Origin of the sequence: Burkholderia orbicola (assembly GCF_900100915.1) — a bacterium.
Classification (GTDB): domain Bacteria; phylum Pseudomonadota; class Gammaproteobacteria; order Burkholderiales; family Burkholderiaceae; genus Burkholderia; species Burkholderia orbicola.
Genome location: NZ_FNKW01000002.1, coordinates 2,733,037 through 2,752,128 on the forward strand (window position 1 = coordinate 2,733,037; position 19,092 = coordinate 2,752,128).

The 19,092-nt window shown below is 66.4% G+C and carries 19 protein-coding genes and 1 pseudogene; 13 read left to right on the top strand and 7 right to left on the bottom strand.

What is annotated here, in order from left to right:
- Positions 1 to 2: 2 nt before the first annotated feature.
- From sctQ to BLS50_RS29060, 4 genes are all read right to left on the bottom strand, one after another.
- Positions 3 to 1,157, bottom strand: a complete 1,155-nt coding sequence (gene sctQ, locus BLS50_RS29045; RefSeq protein WP_074806137.1) for a type III secretion system cytoplasmic ring protein SctQ — start codon at positions 1,155 to 1,157, stop codon at positions 3 to 5.
- Between the two features lie 400 nt (positions 1,158 to 1,557).
- Positions 1,558 to 1,956: a winged helix-turn-helix domain-containing protein gene (locus BLS50_RS29050; RefSeq protein ID WP_011547308.1), complete on the bottom strand. Its 399-nt coding sequence runs from the start codon at positions 1,954 to 1,956 to the stop codon at positions 1,558 to 1,560.
- 448 nt (positions 1,957 to 2,404) lie between these two features.
- Positions 2,405 to 4,615, bottom strand: coding sequence for a xanthine dehydrogenase family protein molybdopterin-binding subunit (locus tag BLS50_RS29055; protein WP_074806140.1), 2,211 nt, complete (start codon positions 4,613 to 4,615; stop codon positions 2,405 to 2,407).
- 2 nt (positions 4,616 to 4,617) lie between these two features.
- On the bottom strand, positions 4,618 to 5,079 hold the full coding sequence (locus BLS50_RS29060) for a (2Fe-2S)-binding protein (RefSeq protein ID WP_012339700.1): 462 nt from the start codon (positions 5,077 to 5,079) through the stop codon (positions 4,618 to 4,620).
- 181 nt (positions 5,080 to 5,260) lie between these two features.
- On the opposite strand from BLS50_RS29060, the gene BLS50_RS29065 reads away from it, so the two are divergent.
- Positions 5,261 to 6,184 carry an AraC family transcriptional regulator gene (locus tag BLS50_RS29065; protein ID WP_006480869.1) on the top strand — a complete coding sequence of 308 codons (924 nt, stop codon included), beginning with the start codon at positions 5,261 to 5,263 and terminating at the stop codon, positions 6,182 to 6,184.
- Between the two features lie 224 nt (positions 6,185 to 6,408).
- On the opposite strand, the gene BLS50_RS36445 is transcribed toward BLS50_RS29065, so the two are convergent.
- Positions 6,409 to 6,633: a hypothetical protein gene (locus BLS50_RS36445; protein ID WP_256334205.1), complete on the bottom strand. Its 225-nt coding sequence runs from the start codon at positions 6,631 to 6,633 to the stop codon at positions 6,409 to 6,411.
- A 1,844-nt stretch (positions 6,634 to 8,477) separates the two neighbouring features.
- On the opposite strand from BLS50_RS36445, the gene BLS50_RS29090 reads away from it, so the two are divergent.
- From BLS50_RS29090 to BLS50_RS29120, 7 genes are all read left to right on the top strand, one after another.
- Complete coding sequence (locus BLS50_RS29090) at positions 8,478 to 8,801, top strand: hypothetical protein (protein WP_012339703.1); 324 nt, start codon at positions 8,478 to 8,480, stop codon at positions 8,799 to 8,801.
- A gap of 111 nt (positions 8,802 to 8,912) precedes the next feature.
- Positions 8,913 to 9,503 (top strand): hypothetical protein, encoded by a 591-nt coding sequence (locus tag BLS50_RS29095; RefSeq protein ID WP_012339704.1) that lies wholly within the window; start codon positions 8,913 to 8,915, stop codon positions 9,501 to 9,503.
- Positions 9,504 to 9,582: 79 nt separating this feature from the next.
- On the top strand, positions 9,583 to 9,864 hold the full coding sequence (locus BLS50_RS29100) for a hypothetical protein (RefSeq protein ID WP_011547315.1): 282 nt from the start codon (positions 9,583 to 9,585) through the stop codon (positions 9,862 to 9,864).
- A 44-nt stretch (positions 9,865 to 9,908) separates the two neighbouring features.
- A complete protein-coding gene (locus BLS50_RS29105; protein WP_074806151.1) occupies positions 9,909 to 11,513 on the top strand; it encodes a chemotaxis protein CheA in 1,605 nt (534 codons plus the stop codon).
- 155 nt (positions 11,514 to 11,668) lie between these two features.
- Entirely contained in the window at positions 11,669 to 12,253 is a 585-nt protein-coding gene (locus tag BLS50_RS29110) for a hypothetical protein (protein ID WP_074806154.1), read from the top strand.
- Positions 12,254 to 12,388: 135 nt separating this feature from the next.
- The gene (locus BLS50_RS29115) at positions 12,389 to 13,786 is read left to right on the top strand and encodes a sigma-54 dependent transcriptional regulator (RefSeq protein ID WP_256334232.1); all 1,398 of its coding nucleotides are present in this window, start codon (positions 12,389 to 12,391) and stop codon (positions 13,784 to 13,786) included.
- A 130-nt stretch (positions 13,787 to 13,916) separates the two neighbouring features.
- Complete coding sequence (locus BLS50_RS29120; RefSeq protein WP_074806159.1) at positions 13,917 to 14,423, top strand: hypothetical protein; 507 nt, start codon at positions 13,917 to 13,919, stop codon at positions 14,421 to 14,423.
- Between the two features lie 25 nt (positions 14,424 to 14,448).
- On the opposite strand, the gene BLS50_RS29125 is transcribed toward BLS50_RS29120, so the two are convergent.
- A complete protein-coding gene (locus BLS50_RS29125) occupies positions 14,449 to 14,940 on the bottom strand; it encodes a hypothetical protein (RefSeq protein ID WP_011547320.1) in 492 nt (163 codons plus the stop codon).
- Here BLS50_RS29125 and BLS50_RS29130 point away from each other — a divergent pair.
- Both BLS50_RS29130 and BLS50_RS29135 read left to right on the top strand, forming a co-directional pair.
- Entirely contained in the window at positions 14,939 to 15,298 is a 360-nt protein-coding gene (locus BLS50_RS29130) for a hypothetical protein (RefSeq protein ID WP_256334207.1), read from the top strand. The two genes, BLS50_RS29125 and BLS50_RS29130, sit on opposite strands and share 2 nt — an antisense overlap.
- A 17-nt stretch (positions 15,299 to 15,315) precedes the next feature.
- Complete coding sequence (locus BLS50_RS29135) at positions 15,316 to 15,993, top strand: LuxR C-terminal-related transcriptional regulator (protein ID WP_074806828.1); 678 nt, start codon at positions 15,316 to 15,318, stop codon at positions 15,991 to 15,993.
- Between the two features lie 18 nt (positions 15,994 to 16,011).
- Here BLS50_RS29135 and BLS50_RS29140 read toward each other — a convergent pair.
- Positions 16,012 to 16,197: pseudogene (locus BLS50_RS29140) on the bottom strand (hypothetical protein); the annotation flags it as partial.
- A 503-nt stretch (positions 16,198 to 16,700) separates the two neighbouring features.
- Between BLS50_RS29140 and BLS50_RS29145 the strand changes: the two are divergent.
- The 3 genes from BLS50_RS29145 (at position 16,701) to BLS50_RS29155 (ending at position 18,941) form a co-directional block, all read left to right on the top strand.
- Positions 16,701 to 17,378, top strand: a complete 678-nt coding sequence (locus BLS50_RS29145; protein ID WP_074806162.1) for a LuxR C-terminal-related transcriptional regulator — start codon at positions 16,701 to 16,703, stop codon at positions 17,376 to 17,378.
- Between the two features lie 116 nt (positions 17,379 to 17,494).
- On the top strand, positions 17,495 to 18,160 hold the full coding sequence (locus BLS50_RS29150) for a fimbrial protein (protein ID WP_249183185.1): 666 nt from the start codon (positions 17,495 to 17,497) through the stop codon (positions 18,158 to 18,160).
- A 58-nt stretch (positions 18,161 to 18,218) separates the two neighbouring features.
- Complete coding sequence (locus BLS50_RS29155; RefSeq protein WP_074806167.1) at positions 18,219 to 18,941, top strand: fimbrial biogenesis chaperone; 723 nt, start codon at positions 18,219 to 18,221, stop codon at positions 18,939 to 18,941.
- Positions 18,942 to 19,092 lie beyond the last annotated feature (151 nt).

Here is a 19,092-nt window from a genome sequence, read left to right on the forward strand (position 1 = left end):
GTTCAGCGCTCGCGCGGCGCGGGTTGCGTCAGCGTGACGACGCGCACGCCGAGCTTCTGGCCGACCGCGATCAGATGGCCGGTGCCGATCAGCATCCCGTTCGCGACGAGATGGATCACGCTCTGGTTGATTCCCTGTTGCAGCTCGATCACGGCGCCCGGCTGCAGCGCGCTCAGCTCGCCCAACGGCATCGACGTGGGCGGCAGCTCGAAGCGCAGGTCGACCGCGAGGCCGTCGAGCGAGCGCGGTGCGTCGGCGGGCGGCGCGTCGTGTGTCGTCGGCGGCGCGGAGTCGGTGCGGGTCGGTTCCAATGGCATCTCCCTGATTCGTTCGATGGTCAGCCGGTTGCCCGACGGCCGTCCGGTGATCTCCCATGCCGGCGCGGCCGGCAGCCGCGCGACGCACAGCAGGTTCTGCTCGTGCGCCTGCCAGCGCTCGATCGCGATGATGTCGCCGCCGACCACGTCGGCCAGCTCGGCCGTCGTCAGCTCGGTGCGGCCGATCTCGAACACGAGCGGCACCGGCAGGTTCGCGTAGGCCGCGCGCGCGTCGGCGAGCGGGGCCGGCGCGGCCGCGAAGAACACGGCCAGCGCATCCGGCGCGTCGAACAGCAGTGCGCCGTGGCAGCGCCACGCGGCGTCGGCGCGCCGCAACTCGAACCGCAGCGCGGCCGGCGCCGCATGCCAGGCCGGCACGCCGTCGGGCGGCGGCAGCAGTTCGACGCGCTGCCGCGTCGCCGCCTGCAGCACGGCCGTGAGCGGCGCGCACAGATCGGCGAGCAGCGCCGCGCGGATCACGGCGGGCACCGCCGGGTCGGCCGCATCGCCCAGCCATTCGGCTTCCGCGAGCGGGTCGATCCACAGCGTGCCGGCGGCCGGGCCGACGACGAAGCGGTATGCGTGCGCATCGGCGGCCGGTTCGGCGTCGACGCGCCAGCGCACCTCGTACGCATGCTCGCCGAGCGTGACCGGGACGGCGCCGGTTGCGCCGTACGCATGCGACAGCCCGCGCGCGGCGGCGGCGGACAGGCGCGGCAGGTAGGGCGACGCGTCGAGCGCGACCGCGGCCGGCGCGGCGGCGGGCGGCGGGGAAGCAGCGGGCGGGGCCCGGTTCGCGGCGTCGCCGGCGTCGGCATTCGTCAGGAACAGCGCAGGCACGGCGGGATCGGGGCGGATTCGGCGTTGGTTCGACGGGTTGTTCTGGGGCCGGCGGCGCCGAAGGGCGCGCGGCTGCTGCGTCGATTGTAGGGACGGCGCCGGGCGCGTGCCGCGCCGGAATCCGTAGTCGCGGCCATTGCGCGGAGGCGGCGGGAGCCGGGTGCTACGAAGCGTGACGAAGTGCGGCGGAGGGACGAAGTGCGGTAGAGCGGGCGGTGCGACGGCCGGCGGTCAAAAGCAACCGCCGCCCGGAGGCGGCGGTTGGGGCGTGACTGGCTAACAGGCCGGGCGGCGTGCAGGCCGCATCCGGCTGGCAGGCCGCGAGGGGCTGCGAATCCGCGCAGCGCGGTGGGACAAGCGTGGCCGGCGTGCCGCGAACGGGCGGCGTGCGGGCGAAGCGTTACGCGTAGTCGGCGGCCATCGCGGCTTGGGGCGCCGCGCGCAGCACCGGCGCCGCGTCGTGGCGCTCGACGTGCGTCATCGCCGCACCGAACAGCACCAGCCGATAGCCGACCGCGTAGATCGGGATGATCCGCAGGTTCTTGTCGTGTTCGAGCTGCAGCTTCGAACGGATTCGCGAGATATGGGTGTCGAGCGTGCGTGACGACACGCCGAGCTCGCGGCCCCACACGGCTTCCTGGATTGCCTGCCGCGGCACGATCTTGTTCATGTTGTCGAGCAGGAATTCGACGACGTCGAATTCGCGCGGCGTAACGTCAACGACCTTGTTGTCGATTTCGATCGTGCGGCGCACGAAGTTGATTTTTATGTTGTCGATGTACAGGTATTTGCAATCCATGGTGGCCCTCGCATGTCCATAAAGGAGTGTTTGCGGGGTCCTGTGCTGCAACTTCCGGGCCAGGGGGCGGTTGTCAGGGGGTAACGGCGTGCGGGAAGGCCGCGAACGGCGCGGCAGCCTTGAATTTAAAAAGAATTTTTAACGCACAACGCCGGGCGCGTGATGAAAGGGCCGGAGCAATGGTGAAGGATTGTTACGTAGCATCGGGCGGGGACGTTACGGGCGTTACGTCTGACGTAACGTGGGGAAGGTACGGACTTCGGGGGCGGCCGGATAAGGCTTCGGCTGGGATAACGAACCCTACATCGAACCCTACCGGGCTTGCCGGGTTTTCTTTTTGAATCAAACGGTTGGCGAAGATTTTTGCCGATATCGAACCCTACATGGGCAGCCGAAAAAAACGCCGGCCACAGGGCACCCCTCGCCCCGCAGCCGGCGTCCCGTCACATCAAGCCTTCGCGCTATCCGCCGAATCGAACGGCAGCACGTAATGCCGCTTGCCCGTCGCCGCGAAGATCGCGTTCGCCACGGCCGGCCCGACGGGCGCTACGCCCGGCTCGCCGACCCCGGTCGGCGCCTCGGCCGACGGCACGATATGCACCTCGACCTTCGGCATCTCGGCCATCCGCAGCACGTGGTAGCCGTCGAAGTTGCGCTGCTCCACCTGGCCGTCCTTCAGCGTGATCGCGCTGTGCATCGCCGCGCCGAGCCCGAAGCCGATGCCGCCTTCCATCTGCGCGGCGACGATGTCGGGATTGATCGCGATCCCGCAGTCGACCGCGCACACCACGCGCTCGACCTTCACCTTGCCGTCCGCGTCGACCGAGACCTCGGCCACCTGCGCGACATAGCTCTTGAACGCCTCGGCCACCGCGATCCCGCGCCCGCGGCCCTTCGGCAGCGGCTTGGCCGGGTCCCAGCCGGCCTTCTGCGCGGCCAGCTCCAGCACCGCGCGCATGCGCGGCTCCTTCGCGAGCAGGTCGCGGCGGAACGCGTACGGGTCCTTGCCGGCCGCGTGCGCGGCTTCGTCGATGAACGCCTCGACCGCGTAGGCCGTGTGCGAGCTGCCGACCACGCGCCACCACAGCACCGGCAGGCCGACCTGGGTGGTGGTGAGCTCGACCGACACGTTCGGCACCGCGTACGGCAGGTTCGCCGCGCCCTCGACCGACGTCGCGTCGACGCCGTTCTTGACCATGAACGCCTCGAACGGCGTGCCGGCGAGGATCGACTGGCCGACGATCCGGTGGCGCCAGCCCACCAGTTTGCCGTCCGCGGTCAGGCCCGCGTCGAGCTTGTGGAAGTACATCGGCCGGTAGAAGCCGCCCTGGATGTCGTCCTCGCGGGTCCATTGCAGCTTGACGGGCTTGCCGTCCGCGCCGAGCGCCTTCGCGATCGACACGGCCTCGACCACGTAATCCGACCACGCATTCGCGCGCCGGCCGAAGCTGCCGCCCGCATACAGCGTATGGATCTTCACCTGTTCCGGTTTCAGCCCGGCCGTTTTGGCCGCGTTGCCCTGGTCGACCGTCTGGAACTGGTCGCCGGCCCAGATCTCGCAGCTGTTCGCCGTCAGCTTGACGACCGCGTCGAGCGGCTCCATCGGCGCATGCGCGAGATACGGGAATTCGTACGTCGCGCTGACCTTGCGCGCCGCGCCGGCGATCGCCGCATCGGCATCGCCATCCTTGCGCGCGGACGTGCCCGGCTTCTCGGCGAGTTGCCGGTATTCGCGCATCAGTTCGTCCGAGCCGCGCTTCTCCGCCTTCGTTTCGTCCCAGTCGATCTTCAGCGCGTCGCGGCCCTGTTTCGCGGCCCAGAAGCCCGTCGCGACGACCGCGACGCCGCCCGGCACCTGCACGACCGAGACGACGCCCGGCACGGCCTTCGCGGCCGTCGCGTCGAACGATTTCACCGTCGCGCCGAAGCGCGGCGGCCGCTGCAGCAGCGCGACGCGCATGCCGGGGAAGGTGGTGTCGAGCGTGAAATGCGCGGTGCCGTTCGATTTCGACGACCCGTCGACGCGCGGAATCCGGTGCCCGATCAGCTTGAAATCGGCCGGCTGCTTCAGCGTGACGTTGTCGGGCACCGGCAGCTTCGACGCATCGGCGACGAGCGTGCCGTACGCGGCCGTCTTGCCGCTCTTCGCGTGCGAGACGACGCCGTTGGCGGTGGTCAGCTCGCCGGCCGGCACCTTCCAGCGGGCCGCCGCGGCCGACACGAGCATCGCGCGCGCCTTGCCGCCCGCTTCGCGCAGTTGCTGCCACGAGTTCGACATGGCCGAGCTGCCGCCCGTGCCCTGCATCGTGCCGAACGCGAGGTTCGCATAGCGTTTCGCATCGGCCGGTGCGCTTTCGACGCGTACGCTCGACCAGTCGGCGTCGAGCTCCTCGGCGACGATCGTCGCGATGCCCGTATACGCGCCCTGGCCCATTTCGACGTGCTTCGCGATCACCGTGACGGCGCCGTCGGGCGTGATGCGCAGGAATGCGTTCGGCGCGAAATCGCCGGCCGGCGCGGTCGCGGCGAGCGCGCGGCGGCCGAGGCCGGCCCAGTCGAAGCCGATGGTCAGGCTGACGGCGGCCGCGGCCCCCGCGGTTTTCAGGAAGGTGCGGCGCGACGGGCGCACCGCATCGGTGTGGTCGAGTTCGATCGTCATGGTCAGGCTCCCAGCGTCGCGGCCGCGTCGTGGATCGCGGCCCGGATGCGGGCGTAGGTCGCACAGCGGCAGAGGTTGCCGTTCATCGCGGCGTCGATGTCCGCGTCGGATGGCTTCGGATTCTGTTCGAGCAACGCGGTGGCCGACATGATCTGGCCGGACTGGCAATAGCCGCATTGCGGCACCTGCAGCTTGACCCACGCGGCCTGCACGGCCTGGGCGGGCTTGCTCTGCAGGCCTTCGATCGTCGTGACGTGCTTGCCCGCGATGCCGGCGAGCGGCAGCACGCACGAGCGGACGGCCTGGCCTTCGAGATGCACCGTGCACGCGCCGCACTGCGCCATGCCGCAGCCGAATTTCGTGCCGGTCAGTCCCGCGTGTTCGCGAATCGCCCAGAGGACGGGCATCGACGGATCGGCGTCGAGCGTGACGTTCTTGCCGTTCAGGACAAACGAGGTAGGCATGTTGTGTGTCTCCGTGGGGAAAACCCGCCACACGGGCAGGTTAGCCGGGAGTGTGCGCGAGGCATCGGTTTTTGCGTCTACCCAATTCTGCAAATTTATTGAACAATCCTGCAAATTCCCTGCACGCGGCGAGCCGTTTCGCTATGCTCGCGCGACACGGGAAATCATTCGAGGATGCGTCATGGACATGACCGATATCGTCGCGTCGCGCGAAGCCGGGCGGCGCGAACTGGCGTCGCTGATCGGCCGTTTCGCGCCCGCGGACGGCTCGCATTCGACGGCCGTGCCGGGCCTGATGCTGCATCGGCACACGCGGCCGGTCGATCTCGGCTGCGCCGTATCGCGCGCCGCGCTGGTGATCGCCGCGCAGGGCGCGAAGCGCGTGATCGTGGCCGGCCAGGCTTATGAATACGACACCCACAATTGCCTGATTACGTCGATTGACTTGCCGATCCTCTCACGCGTGACGCGTGCGTCGGCGGACGAACCGTACCTGTGCCTGTCGCTGACGCTCGATCCGCAGCGCATCGTCGAGCTGGCGGCCGAGATGCGCCTGCCCGAGCCCGACGCGGGCCCGGAAGGCGAGGGGATCGCGCTCGCGGAGCTGACGCCGCCGCTGCTCGATGCGGCACTGCGGCTGCTGCGGCTGCTCGATACGCCGGCCGACATCGCGGTCGTCGCGCCGCTGATCGAGAAGGAAGTGCTGTACCGGCTGATGACGAGCGGGCAAGGCACGCGGCTGCGCCACATGGCGATCGCCGGCAGCCAGACGCACCGGATCGCGCGTGCGATCGAATGGATTCGCGATCACTTCGCGGAGCCAATGCGCGTCGAGTCGCTCGCGCAGGCGGTCAACATGAGCGTGTCGTCGCTGCACCATCATTTCAAGCACGTGACGACGCTGAGCCCGCTGCAGTACCAGAAGCAGTTGCGGCTGCACGAGGCGCGGCGGCTGTTGTTGCGGCAGGGCGGCGACGTCGGGTCGGTGGCGGCCGTCGTCGGCTATGAAAGCGCATCGCAGTTCAGCCGCGAATACAGCCGGCTGTTCGGCGCGCCGCCGATGCGCGACGTCGTGCATCTGCGCAAGAAGGAACTGCTCGGCTGACGGCCGGTCGCTCGCCGATCGTCATTGCGCGACGCCCGATCGCGTGGCGCAGGCAGTCGAACATCGACAGGCGCGGTTCGTCGAGGTGGCCGCGCTCCTGGAAATCTGCATCCCTAACGAATGAACCTTCCATGACGACGCGTTCCCACACGTAGCTGCCGAGAAAGCCTGCGCAGCCCGTGACCGGTGCGCGCCGACCGGCACGCGTGTCGAACGCGTCCCTGTCATTCATGGCTTTCCTCTTCGTCGAGCATCTCCAGGAACCACACGTCGATTTGCTCGACGGCGTCGCGCACGCGTTCCATCCCGCCGCACGGGTATCGCTTCGGCAGGCACCGGTCCGCCTCGGCCGATGTCGACGAAGCGCCGCGACAGGCGCTCCGGTTTCGATGACAACCCCGTTGATGCTTGAACGACGCAAGCGTCGATCGATCGGTGGTGATCTTCATCGCCTTTTCCCTAGCACGTTGATTGACGAATGGCCGCCGCTTGTATTTCGTGTGCCGTGGCGTGCCGCTCGGTGAGAGCCGGACCTCAGGCAATCGGCATGCCATGAACGACGAAGTCCCGCTGCATGCGGGCGTCGCCATGCAATGACCGTTCGGCGCGAACGTTTGTGTTGCATGCGTGAATCGTGGGGACAGGGAAGCACCCGTGACGATCGCGGGAGCGATACGGTTCGATACGACGAAACGCGCGATAAATCAGGCTTTTACGGGATTGGAGACTTAAAAGCCGTTTTTAATCGGCATGTTTCAGCGATGAGAATCAAGCGGATAAGTGATCGAAAGCGTCTCTTCAATGAGTGGATCTTATGGACCATGGGGTGAAAGGCGAAACGAATGGAAATGAAAAAATGATGCTCGTGTTTCTGTCGGGTCATGCGTTTACATTTGTTTTAATTGTTACGCCCGCAATGTGCCGGACGGCAAGATTTTTCACCGCATGATCGTGTCGGTATTTTCACGGATGAATCAAATTCGTTTCGTATTTCGGAGTGAACCCGGGTTCCAGCCTTATCGGTGGCCGTGCCGCACGGAGCGTCGGGCGCCGGGAGCTCCGTTCGCCAGGGTAGCGGACGGCTGTCGGCATGCTGCAACCTGCGGTTTGTCAGCGGAAACGTACGAACGACGGGCCATGCGCCGAGGCGCGCTTCTCAAGTTTGAAACACCCGTTCGCTGGGGTGTCCGGCGCGCTTCGGCGCACCGGATTCGTCCGTCAAATCACGGCATTGCATCGCATTGTTCAACGATCGCCGCCGCTTACCCCTGGTTATCGCGATACATTCCTGAAACAAAAAATGCCGTTCCGGGCGCAATGGTCAGGCCTGGCGGCCGCGTGCCGCGCGCAACGCCCGGTGGCATATCGCATGGCATGCGGTTTGCGAGATTGAACGCACCGGCGAGCGGTCGACACGATGCAACAACGATGTGGGGGCGACCAGTTCGTCACGAGCCAGTCGGGGAAGCGGCGATGAACACTATAAGCAGTGGCTTGATCCGCGCGTTTCTTGCGCATCACAGGGGTAGTCGGAATGATCGGGGTCGTGCTCGCGACGCAGTGCCAGCGTCGAGGGTCGCGCCTTGCCGATTTCCCGCCCTCCGCGCGCGCCGCGTGCTGGAGCGGTTGCCGTTCCGTGCGGCAACCGGGCGACAGCGGTGCTCGACCTCATTCAGCATTCCCGGATGGGGCAGGCTGTTCGTGCCGGACAGCATGACGCCGATTCCTCTTCAACCGTGCAGAGCCGTTTCGATCGCGCCGGGCCAGTGCCGGCGCCGGCCGGATTAGATCGAACGCGCGTCCGCCGGATTATCCGGAAGACCTTTCTTCGATAGCTCAGGGAGCAGACATGTCGTCTGGCTGCAATGCAGGCCCGTTATCGCCCGGCTAAAGGGCGCGTATCGAGCGGTCGCTGCATTTGGCGGTAGTCGATACATTCGCGAATTTTCAATTCCGGAAGCGGATGCCAGTGCCGGCATCGGTTTTCGACGGGGTATTGAAATCGCGAACCGGAAAGATGTGCGCGTCATTCCGGTAAATCTAATTGAGGTGTTTTTGATTTGACTTCAATGTTCATAAAAATAATAGAAAACACCTACTCGGAAATTTTGGACAACTTAAAAACATAAAACTAGACTTCGGCTGGCCAAAAAATAAAAGAACCGATTTACGATTAAACAATGATTTCTTGATTTGATAGTGATCCTTATTTTTTAAGGATTGCTCGAGGCAGGAAGGTTGATGGCGTGCGATCTTCCATGCTCATTCTCTCCACGCCGTTTTGGAGTCGACCATGAAGAAGCTTCTGATTGCAGCAGCAGTTCTGGCGGTTTCGGGTGCAGCGTTTGCCGGCAGCGGCACGGTGTCGAGCAGCAATTCGACGAGTGGTGGCCAGACGATGGCAGGGGTTGCCGGGTTCGGCCACTTCTCCGCGACGGATTCCGGCGCGGCACTCGGTGCAGCCGGCGCACTTGCCGGCGGCCCCGGCAGTGGCTCGGTCTCGTATACGAGCCACACGCAAACGTCGACGGTCGGCGGCTTCGGCTTCGGCGGCGCACAGGCGGGCGGCAGCAGCGGCGCGAACGCGGGCTCGACCGGCTGGACGTATCACCACTAAGCCGCGACGCGTAGCGTTCGTCATTGGCTGGCGGCACGGATGCCGGGTCTTGCCCCGCAAGGGCAGGCCCGGCTCCGCCACCGTCGAACTTCCTCACAGCAAGGAATTGCTATGAAAGCCAAAGTCATATTAGCGACAGCGCTCACCGTCCTATCGTCGGCCGTATTGGCCGCCGGTTCGTTCACGACCAACCAGACGCAATCCGTCGCAGCGGGTGTGTCCGGTTCGGTACTGATCGGCTCCGGCAGCTATACGAGCAATTCGAATTCGACGGCCGGCGCGAATGCAGGCAGCACCGTGACACCCGCCGGCTCCGCCGGCACGGCGTCCGCCTACCACAACTCGACTTCGACGGCCAGCGGCTCGGGCACGAACGGGGGCGCGTTCGCGGCAGGCGGCGGCATCGGTGCCGCGGGCTCGTTTGCTGGAAACGGCAGCACGAACGAAAACGCGAATGCGCTTTCGGGAGGGGTGACCGCCACGATCGTACTCGGCGCGAACCATTACACGGCCACGGGCGCGAACGACCACGGCAATGCCAACGCGGGTGCCGTGGGATGGACGGGCAGTGGCGGGTCGGGCGCGATCACCGGCTCGAATCACTACAACTCGTCGACCGTGTGGAGTACCGGTCCGGCCGGTTCGCCGTCCGCATCGGGCGGAAGCCAGGGCGACTCGAGCGCGACCGGGAGCAGTCATTAGTCAGGTGTGGGGGGACCAGTTTCCAGTTTCCCAGCGACGCTGGTCTCTTTTCCGCATCGTTGTCACGTAAGGAGTTGGCATGAAGCAGAACCTGATTGCCGCCGCTCTGATGTTCGCGTCTCTGACGGCGTATGGCGCTGACCGTGCTGCCGATGGTGGGCAATCGACTATGCAGACGTCAAACAAACCTGACCAGACAACCAAACCGTCAGAACAACAAACGCTTTCGTCGGGCAGTGCCATCGGCGGACCGGACACCCAGCAGTGGCAGGGCATGTCGGCCGGCTCGTGGTCCCAGCTGGGCAGCGGCTGGAAGCAGTTCGGGGAAGCAGCGAAAACTGAAGGCATTCAGGGGAATTAGTACGGTTGCCTGGGTCGGAGGTCAAACCTCGTCCGGAGAGTGAAATGAACAGCAACAGGATCAAGGTGGCATGTGCGGCGATGTTCGCGATGACCACGATCGGTGCCCAGGCGCAAACCGCCGATTCGACGTCGAGCGCGCAGTCGTCGACATCGTCGACGGCGATCAGTCAGGGCGGCGGCTCGAGCATGAACACGAACACCACGAGCTCGCGCGGCGGCAACGCCACGAGCAGCAGCGGCGTGCGCGGCAGCGGCAATTCGAGCGTGAACGTCAACGTGACGATGCCGTCCAGCACGGCCGGCGGCAACGTGACGCCGCAGAGCACGAACACGCTCGCGGCCGGCGCGCCAGGCTCCAGTCCGTACAACACCCAGGCGACGGAAAACGTCAATTACTCGGGGACGCAGACGATCAAGACGAACCCGTCGATCCAGGCGCCGGGCCTCACGACCACGCTGTCCGATACCTGCATGGGCTCGGTGAGCGTCGGCGTGTCGTTCCCGGGGTTCGGCGCGACGGGCGGCACGACGCTGGTCGACCAGGCCTGCGTGCGGCGTCTCGATGCGCGTGAATTCCGTGCGATGGGCCTGACCGACGTGGCGCTCGCGCTGCTGTGCCAGAGCGACGCGAACCGGCGCGCGGTGGAAGCGACCGGGCACCTGTGCCCGGGTACGACCGCGCCGCTCGCCCGTTCGAACGTGGCGCCCAGCGTCGAAGCGACCGTCGCGGACGACGTGAAGTATCGCGATCCGATCGTGCGCGACCGGATGGGCCTGCCGCCGCTCGGCTCGGCCGCACCGGCGCCCGCAGCGACGCGCCCGATCGAGACGGCTTCGATGCGCGCCGCGCCCGTTTCGATGCCGGTCCCGGTGCCGGCGCTCGCGCCTGTCGCCGCCGCGCCGGCCGTCGCGACGCCCGCCGTTGCCGCGGCTGCTCCGGCCGTTGCAGTGCCGACGGTTGCCGCCGCGGTTCCGGTCGCCGCGGCGCCTGCTGTCGCTGCCGCACCCGCAGCCTCGGTCGTACCGGCGGCCGCAATGGCAGCCGTGCCGGCTGCAGCCGTCATCGCCGCGCCGGCCGTGGCTGACAAGGCAACGCCGGCACCTGCCGTACCGGTCGCCGATACGAAGGCAGCGGAGCCCGTGCAGCCGGTCGCCGACAAAGCCGCCGAGCCTGCCCCGGCGGTTGCCGACAAGACGCCCGAGCCTGCCCCGGCCGTCGCGGACAAGGCCCCCGAGCCTGCCCAGCCCGTCGCCGACAAGGCGCCGGAGCTGATGCCGGCCGCGACCGACACGGCCCAGGCCGCTGGCGAGCCGGTTGCCGAACCGATGCCGGCGGCAGCCGTCGTCGCGGCGCCCGCAGCCGACGCGAAGGCGGCCGAACCGGCGCCGCAGGCCACCGCCGAAGCGCCTGCACCGGAAGCCCCGCAGCCTGCCGTCGCCGCTGCGCCTGCCGACATGCCGGCAGCGGACGCGAAAGTCCCGGACGCGGTCGAATCGGCTGGCACCGCGGCTGCACAAGCCGCCGGCATGCCTGCGCTGACCGATCCGGCGCAAGCGTTGCCGCCGGCCACGGTCGACCAGCAGGCCGCACCGGCTGCACCGGTCGCGCCGGCGCCGACCGTCATCTCGACGAGTACCTCGTCGTAGGCGTGCGGGCCGGTTTGCCGTGCGACCGGCGCGCTGGTCGCACGGCAGGCGTTCGGCCCGATGCCCGACAGTCTTTTCCGGTTTGACGGGTGTTGCTCCCATCCCCGAGGTCAACACCTCTTTTTGCGTGACGAGGATGCAAGGAGGCCTCAATCATGAGGATCTTTTTGATCGCTTTGTGGCTGGCCAGCGTGCAGGCCGCTGCGCAATCGGTTTTCCAGAATCCCGCGGTCTTCGTCATCCTGAGCGAGCAGACCCTCGCGAATGCCGCGAGCGTCCAGCAGGCGCTGTCGACGCTCGGCCGTCCCGACAACACGGCATGCGCGCCGATGATGATGATCGGCGATCCGCAGATGATCTACATGATGCCGGAAGCGGGTCACGCGCCGTCGTGGCAATCGCCGGTGTACGGCCGCGGTGTGCCGTTCGACGCGCAGAACGGGCCGAAGCCGACCGGCAAGACGGTCGGCGCGATGCAGCACACCGAGGACATGCAGACGCAGCCGTGGAGCGACGGCAGCGCGATCACGCAGCAGATCGCGGGCGAGTCGAGCGTCACGGCGGCGGACCGGGTGAACGAATGGCGGCACGCCGGGCTCGACCGGATCGAGACGGCCCGCGCGTCGGACGTGACGGTGAACGGCAAGACCTACCGCGCCTATCGCGACGATCTCAACGGCTCGGCGAAGCCTGTCGTCGAGCCGCAGATCTACACGCAGCGCGTCGTGTTCTGCCGATGACGCAGTATCGATTCGAGGACGGAGCGGCGCCGCGCCGCGGGACCACGGGCCCCGCCGCGCGCGATCGGGAAACGGCCGCTCCGATACATACCCTTATGCGGCGAGGCGATCGTGAACCATTGCTGTCAGCTGAGCATGTCGGGCCCGCGGGATGTCGAACGGCTGGTGAGCGCGCTGCCGTTCATCGCGGTCCGGCACAATCCCGTCGCGCCGTCGCGGCCGCTCGTCTACCTGTCGCAGCAACACGATGCCGCGCTCGTCGATGTGCTCGCGTCGCGCGGCTGGGACGTATGGCGCGCCAAAACCGTCGCGGACGCGCTGAATCTCGTCAAGGCGAACCGTCCGCATGCGGGCATCGTCGATTTCGACAGCTTCGCGTCGCCGGACGTCGCGTCGTTCGAGGCGCTGCTGCGTGACCCGCGGGTCGGCTGGGTCGCGCTCGCGGACGGCGAGCGGCTGCGCAACATCGCGATCGCGCGCCTGATCCGCCATTGCTGCTTCGACTACGTGCGCAATGCGGCGGCCTACACGACGATCGGCTATCTCGTCGGCCATGCGTACGGGATGCTGAAGCTCGCGGACGGCGACCCGGCCGCGGAGGCGCCGCCGCCCGGCGGCACGATGATCGGCGCGTGCGGCGCGATGCGCCGGCTGTTCGCGACGATCCGCAAGGTCGCGAACACCGAGGCGACCGTGTTCATCGCCGGCGAATCCGGCACCGGCAAGGAATTGACGGCGGCGGCGATCCACCGGCAGTCGTCGCGTGCCGACGCACCGTTCGTCGCCGTGAACTGCGCGGCCATCCCGACGACGCTGCTGCAGGCCGAACTGTTCGGCCACGAGCGCGGCGCGTTCACCGGCGCGCACCAGCGCAAGATCGGCCGCATCGAGGCCGCGCACGGCGGCACGCTGTTTCTCGACGAAATCGGCGACATGCCGTTCGAGAGCCAGGCGAGCCTGCTGCGGTTCCTGCAGGAAGGCAGGATCGAGCGGCTCGGCGGGCATGCGTCGATTCCGGTCGACGTGCGGATCGTGTCGGCGACCCACGTCGATCTCGAAGCCGCGATGCAGGCCGGGCGATTCCGCGCCGACCTGTATTACCGCCTGTGCGTGCTGCGGATCGACGAGCCGCCGCTGCGCATGCGCGGCCGCGACATCATGCTGCTCGCCGACGACGTGCTGCGGCGCTATCGCGACGACGGCTCGTACCGGATTCGCGGCTTCACGCCGTGCGCGATCGAGGCGATCCACAACTATCCGTGGCCCGGCAACGTGCGCGAGCTGATCAACCGGATCCGCTTCGCGGTCGTGATGACGAACGGCCCGCTGATCTCGGCCGCCGATCTCGAATTGCGTCCGTACACGTCGCTGCGGTCGCCGACGCTTGCGCAGGCGCGCCGGCAGGCCGAGCGGCACGCGATCGAGGAAACGCTGCTGCGACACCGCCACCAGCATGCGGACGTCGCGGCGGAGCTCGGCATCTCGCGCGCGACGCTGTACCGTCTGATGACCGCGCACGGGCTGCACACCTGACGCGCCACGGCGCCCGACCGCTCAAGACCTCGCGGCGGCGGCCGTTAAAACATGAAATGGCCCGGCCGGCACGCGCGCATCGAGGTGCGCGCGCCCGGCACGCGGCACATCACGTTCATCCGAGGTCATCGTGGGAGAGTGCAGTCACTGCGGCAGGACGTTCCTGCTCGGCGGGCAGTCGATCGACGGGCGCCGCTATTGCGGCCCGGCATGCGCGCACGCGCATCCGGTCGTCGTCGAGGCCGAACGGGTGCCCGACGCGAAGGTCCGGCAGTACGTCGACGACTGGCGCTACGGGCCATGCCCGATCTGCCTGCGAGAAGGGCGGCCGGTCGACGTTCACGCGTCGCATCGCGTCGTGTCGCTCGTGTTCGTCACGCGCTGGGCGACGCGGCGCCACGTGTGCTGCCGCCGCTGCGGGCGCAGGAAGCAGGCGCTCGCGCTGCTCGCATCGGCCACGCTCGGCTGGTGGGGGCTGCCGTGGGGCATCGTGCTGACGCCGATCCAGCTCGCGCGCAACCTGCTGGGCCTCGCCGCGCGCGACCCGGAGGTCGCGACGCAGCAGTTCGAGGAGCTCGTGCGGCGCAAGCTGGCCGCACGCCGGCTCGCGCGCGCGCAGCGCGGCGCCGGCGCCTGATCGCGCTTCGGCGCGCCGTGTGGGTTCAGGCAGGCCGGTCGAAGCCCGAGGCGACCCAGCGTTCGGCGCTGGCCTTGTTGAGCTTGAACCCGGCCGACACCTTCGCGTCGGCCAGCAGCTCGCCATACGGATCGAATGCCTTGAGCTGCGCATACGGCTCGAACTCGTCCGGCACGATGTCGAGCGTCACCGACACATCCTGCCCGGCTTCGTCCTGCACCGTCACTTCCTTGTGCAGCAGCGCGCGCCGCTGCTGTTCGTGCCGCATCAGCACTTCGGTCGCAGTTTTCACGAGCGTGCGGAACGCGTTCGCGTCCATCGGCTTCGGGTTCTTCTTGTCGCGGCCCATGGTCCACGGCCCGACGAGCGCGGGCTCGGACTCGCCGTCCTTGACCATCTCGACGGCCCAGCCGTCGTCGTCTTCGTTCTTGATGATGCGGGCCGTCCAGCCGTTGTCGCGCCAGAGGCCGTCTTCGTGGATGGAGGTGTCGTCGGATTGCAGGTCGGAATCGGTCATGAGGAAAGCGGGCGGTACGGGCAAAGCCGGCGAACGGGCGGGGCGCGCGGCCGGCAGCGGCGCGTCGCTCGCCGCCGGCGGGCCGGGGTGGCATGCAAAGGCGCAATTTTACCTGCTGACCGGCCGCGCGGCGCGCGACCCTGGCCGTCGGGCCGATGCCGCGACGCTCGATCGCCGGCCGCCGGCGTGGAGCCGGCGCAAATATCAAACCAGTATTACGTCTTCGGTAGCCAATTCGTACGCCGTCCGATATCGCGCCCTCGCGCACGTTCATAGAATCGACGTTCGGGCTAAAAATAGCCTGAATGTCCTTTCAACGCCCAACCGGCCGACACCTTTCGCGTGGCGCGGCCGGTGAATTACCAGGAACTGCGCATGAGGAAATTCAATGTTCGCATCGTCTTCGCGTACGACTGGCCGTTGACGCTGGCCGGTATCGAGCAGATCGCAGGCGGCAGTTGCGCGATCGAGCTCGTCGCGGTCTACCGGAGCGCGGCCGAACTGGTCGCGTCGCTCGGCGGCGTCGACTGCGACATCGTGATGGTCGACTATGCGATTCGCGGCGACGAGCAGATGGACGGCCTCGCGCTGTTCGACTGGCTGCGCCGCACGCGGCCGAACGTCGGGATCGTCGTGCTGGTCGCGAACGAGAACCCGCTGATCTTCCGCTCGATCCTGGCAAGCGGCGGCGTGAGCGTCGTCAGCAAGCTCGACGAAGTCGGCCATATCGTCACGGCGATCCATTCGAGCTACAGCGGCGGGGCCTACCTGTCGCCGTCCGTCCGGCGCGCGGTCGAGGCACTCGGCACGCGTGGCGACCCGCCCGTGAAGCTGTCGGCGCGCGAGATCGAGGTGATTCGCCTGTATCTGTCGGGCGTGCCGATCAAGACGATCGCGCAGCGCCTGAGTAAGGGCAAGCAGACGGTCAGCGCGCAGAAGATCAGCGCGATGAAGAAGCTCGGCGCGAACAACGACGTCGAGCTGATTCAGCGCGCGGCGGGGCTGGGGCTCGGGAGTGGAGAGGCCGCGCTGCGGGCGGGCAGCGCGGCGTGAGGGGCCGGGCGGGCGCCGTCAGGCAGGCAATGCGAACCGCGTCACCGCGTCGCGCAGCGCCTCGGCCTGATCGCGCAGCGAATGCGCGGCTGCCGCGGCCTGTTCGACGAGCGCCGCGTTCTGCTGCGTGACCTGATCCATCTCGCCCACCGCGCGGTTGACCTGCTCGATCCCGGCGCTCTGCTCGCGCGATGCGTGGCTGATCGGGGGGCGTGAGTGGCACGCCCCCCCCCCAATTATTGAGACTTGTTCGAACCGTACGAAAATTCTTGCAGTGCGCCGTTGCACGATCGATCGCCGGGACATCTTGTCCGTGACGGTTATTAATCACGCGACAAGCGCGGCTGCCACACTCACCATTGCCCCGCGCAAACCGTCGTGCGGATCATGCACGCACCTCGTCCTGCCCCGCCAGCGCTCACTCCAGCAACGATCCGGACCCGCGCGTTGCTTCGGCGCCATTGCATCGCTCGCATTCGAAGTCAACATGCACCCGCATCGATTCGAATGCAAATAAAGGTCAAATATAAGACTTGTCTCAATTTCGGTCTCATAGATCAAGACCGAGTCCCATATCTCGTACTTCGGACGATTCTTACAATTACGTTCATGAGCTGATATCGCTTTTCTCTCGTTGTCCTGGTGGGCTGGCGTTCGAATGCGGTATCGACGTCGGATGATGGAATCCACGGATCACGGGGGGGCGAATGCGGAAGTTCAGTTTTCAGACCGTTCTCGTGAGCGACAGGCCGCTGACGCTTGCGGGGATGAAGTCGATCGCGGGCGCGAGCGGCGCGATCGATCTGGTTGGGGTCTACTCGAACACCGACGAACTGATTGCCTGTCTCGGCCGGAACAGCTGCGATGTCGCGCTGATCGACTATACGATGCGCGGCAACGGGAAGATGGGCGGGTTGACGTTGCTCGGGTATTTGCGGCGCACGTTTCCGAAGATCGCGATCGTTGTCCTCGTGACGCACGGCAATCCAGTGATCACGCGTTCGATCCTTGCCCAAGGCGCGGCGAGTGTCGTCAGCAAGTTCGACGACGTGCGCCATATCTTGACCGCGATCTATTCGAGCTGCGGCGGCGGCCGATACCTGTCGCCGACGATCAAGCATGCGCTCGACCGGGCCAAGAGCGACAAGGGCCGGCGCGAGTCGAAGCTGTCTCCGCGCGAGATCGAGGTGATTCGACTGTACTTGTCCGGCTTGTCGATCAACATGATCGCAGCCCGGCTGAGCAAGGGTAAGCAGACGGTCAGCGCGCAGAAGACGAACGCGATGAAGAAGCTCGGTGTCAAGAACGATGTTGAACTGGTCTGGTGTGCGACCAGCCTCGATCTGGTCGACGATTCGATCGTGGACGGGTTCGAGATTCCGTAATCGCGCATAAGCGATTTATTTGATGCCCGTTCGGTGGGGCGGGGAAATTCATTTCTCAACTTTCGGGGGTAAAGAAGATCGTATTAAAGATTCGATAGTTTAGTTATCCAAATAATATGACGAAGTTCATCCGGGAGGATGGCGACGTTGAAATGATTCTCTATTCAAGATTGAGCGAACTTAAAATGAAAAAAATTACGATGATGATGGCGGCAGCGGGTGTGGCATTCGTAGCGATGAACGCTGCTCACGCGGCAGACGGCACGATCAGCTTCAAGGGGGAGATCACCGCCGCATCGTGCGCGATCAGCGGTGGCAACGGCACGACCGTTGGCGGCGGCAAGGGTGCGCAGACGATCGACGTCAAGCTTGGCAAGGTGAGCGTGGATGCACTCAGCAGCACGGGCGGTGGCGGCATCGCAGCAGGTACGGCGATCAACCTGAGCCTCGATTGCGGCGCAACCGCCAAGGGCCTGACCACGGTCAAGGTTCGCTTCGACCCGACCAGCGGTTCGGGCGTGGACGGCGTCAACAACAAGCTGCTGAAGACGACGGGTACGGCCAAGGGCGTGGGCATCGGTATCTACAGCGTCAACGGCACGCTGCTGAACCTGGGCGCCAACGAGACGTTCGATGCGGCGCTGGTCAAGGGTGGTACGGATGACGCGCCGACCTACACGGCCGACCTCGCACTGCGCGCCGGCTACGTGAAGAGTGGCAAGACCGATGTCGAGGCAGGTACCGCGGACGGCACGCTGCCGTTCACGCTGACCTACGAGTAACCAGCCTGTCCCCAGGGCGGGGGAGCGATTCCCCGCCCGCAACCGGATTCCAATTCCAATGAAACGATTTCCTTTTGCCGGGCTGGCCCTGGCTGGCTCGCTGTTGTTGTCTTCTGGCGCCTCGTTCGCGGGCATCACGCTCGACGGAACCCGCGTCGTGCTGGCTGCACCGGCCAAGGAGGCATCGCTCATGGTCCGGAACAAGGCGGCGGACGACGTCATGATCCAGACGTGGATGGACGTGAGCGAGGGAGAAGGCAAGGCGGACGTCCCGTTCGCCATCACGCCGTCACTGGCCCGCCTCGGTGGCGAGAAGCAGCAGACGCTGCGCATTCTTTACTACGGCCAGGGATTGCCTACCGATCGCGAGTCGGCATTCTGGCTCAACGTGCAGGAAATTCCGCAGAAGGCCAAGGACGACAACACGCTGCAGATCGCCGTGCGTCAGCGCATCAAGTTCTTCTACCGACCCGCGGGTTTGCCGGGCAAGGTACAGGAAGCCCCTGCGCAGCTTCGCTGGCGGCTCGTCCAGCGCGATGGCCGGACGCAGCTCGAAGTGAATAACCCGTCGGCCTATTTCATTTCGCTGGCGTCGGTAAAAGTACAAAGCGGCGGTCGCGACTATAAAGCGGCAGCCGAGATGGTGGCCCCATCGGCGACGCGCTACTTCGATGTGAAGGATCTGCCGCCCGGCACCGCTGGCGCAGGCGCCAAGGTCCATTTCGAATCGATCAACGATTACGGCGCGGTCGAACCGCACGACAGCACCACTGCCGGTTGAAGCAGCTGGCTGGATAAGTCGTATTCCTGTTCATCTTCATGCCCCCCGGGGAGCCGGTCGTGGGGAGGGGTGTGTTCGCGCTTGCGAATGCGCAGGAGGTGATTAAAAAGAGAGAAAAAGGGTATGGAAAACGTCAGGAAGGACGCCGATA

Coding starts and splice junctions, on each gene's coding strand:
- BLS50_RS29050 (WP_011547308.1), bottom strand. CDS start 1,956: ATGGATTGCAAATACCTGTACATCGACAACATAAAAATCAACTTCGTG.
- BLS50_RS29055 (WP_074806140.1), bottom strand. CDS start 4,615: ATGACGATCGAACTCGACCACACCGATGCGGTGCGCCCGTCGCGCCGC.
- BLS50_RS29060 (WP_012339700.1), bottom strand. CDS start 5,079: ATGCCTACCTCGTTTGTCCTGAACGGCAAGAACGTCACGCTCGACGCC.
- BLS50_RS29065 (WP_006480869.1), top strand. CDS start 5,261: ATGGACATGACCGATATCGTCGCGTCGCGCGAAGCCGGGCGGCGCGAA.
- BLS50_RS36445 (WP_256334205.1), bottom strand. CDS start 6,633: ATGAAGATCACCACCGATCGATCGACGCTTGCGTCGTTCAAGCATCAA.
- BLS50_RS29090 (WP_012339703.1), top strand. CDS start 8,478: ATGAAGAAGCTTCTGATTGCAGCAGCAGTTCTGGCGGTTTCGGGTGCA.
- BLS50_RS29095 (WP_012339704.1), top strand. CDS start 8,913: ATGAAAGCCAAAGTCATATTAGCGACAGCGCTCACCGTCCTATCGTCG.
- BLS50_RS29100 (WP_011547315.1), top strand. CDS start 9,583: ATGAAGCAGAACCTGATTGCCGCCGCTCTGATGTTCGCGTCTCTGACG.
- BLS50_RS29105 (WP_074806151.1), top strand. CDS start 9,909: ATGAACAGCAACAGGATCAAGGTGGCATGTGCGGCGATGTTCGCGATG.
- BLS50_RS29110 (WP_074806154.1), top strand. CDS start 11,669: ATGAGGATCTTTTTGATCGCTTTGTGGCTGGCCAGCGTGCAGGCCGCT.
- BLS50_RS29115 (WP_256334232.1), top strand. CDS start 12,389: ATGTCGGGCCCGCGGGATGTCGAACGGCTGGTGAGCGCGCTGCCGTTC.
- BLS50_RS29130 (WP_256334207.1), top strand. CDS start 14,939: ATGAGGAAAGCGGGCGGTACGGGCAAAGCCGGCGAACGGGCGGGGCGC.
- BLS50_RS29125 (WP_011547320.1), bottom strand. CDS start 14,940: ATGACCGATTCCGACCTGCAATCCGACGACACCTCCATCCACGAAGAC.
- BLS50_RS29135 (WP_074806828.1), top strand. CDS start 15,316: ATGAGGAAATTCAATGTTCGCATCGTCTTCGCGTACGACTGGCCGTTG.
- BLS50_RS29145 (WP_074806162.1), top strand. CDS start 16,701: ATGCGGAAGTTCAGTTTTCAGACCGTTCTCGTGAGCGACAGGCCGCTG.
- BLS50_RS29150 (WP_249183185.1), top strand. CDS start 17,495: ATGACGAAGTTCATCCGGGAGGATGGCGACGTTGAAATGATTCTCTAT.
- BLS50_RS29155 (WP_074806167.1), top strand. CDS start 18,219: ATGAAACGATTTCCTTTTGCCGGGCTGGCCCTGGCTGGCTCGCTGTTG.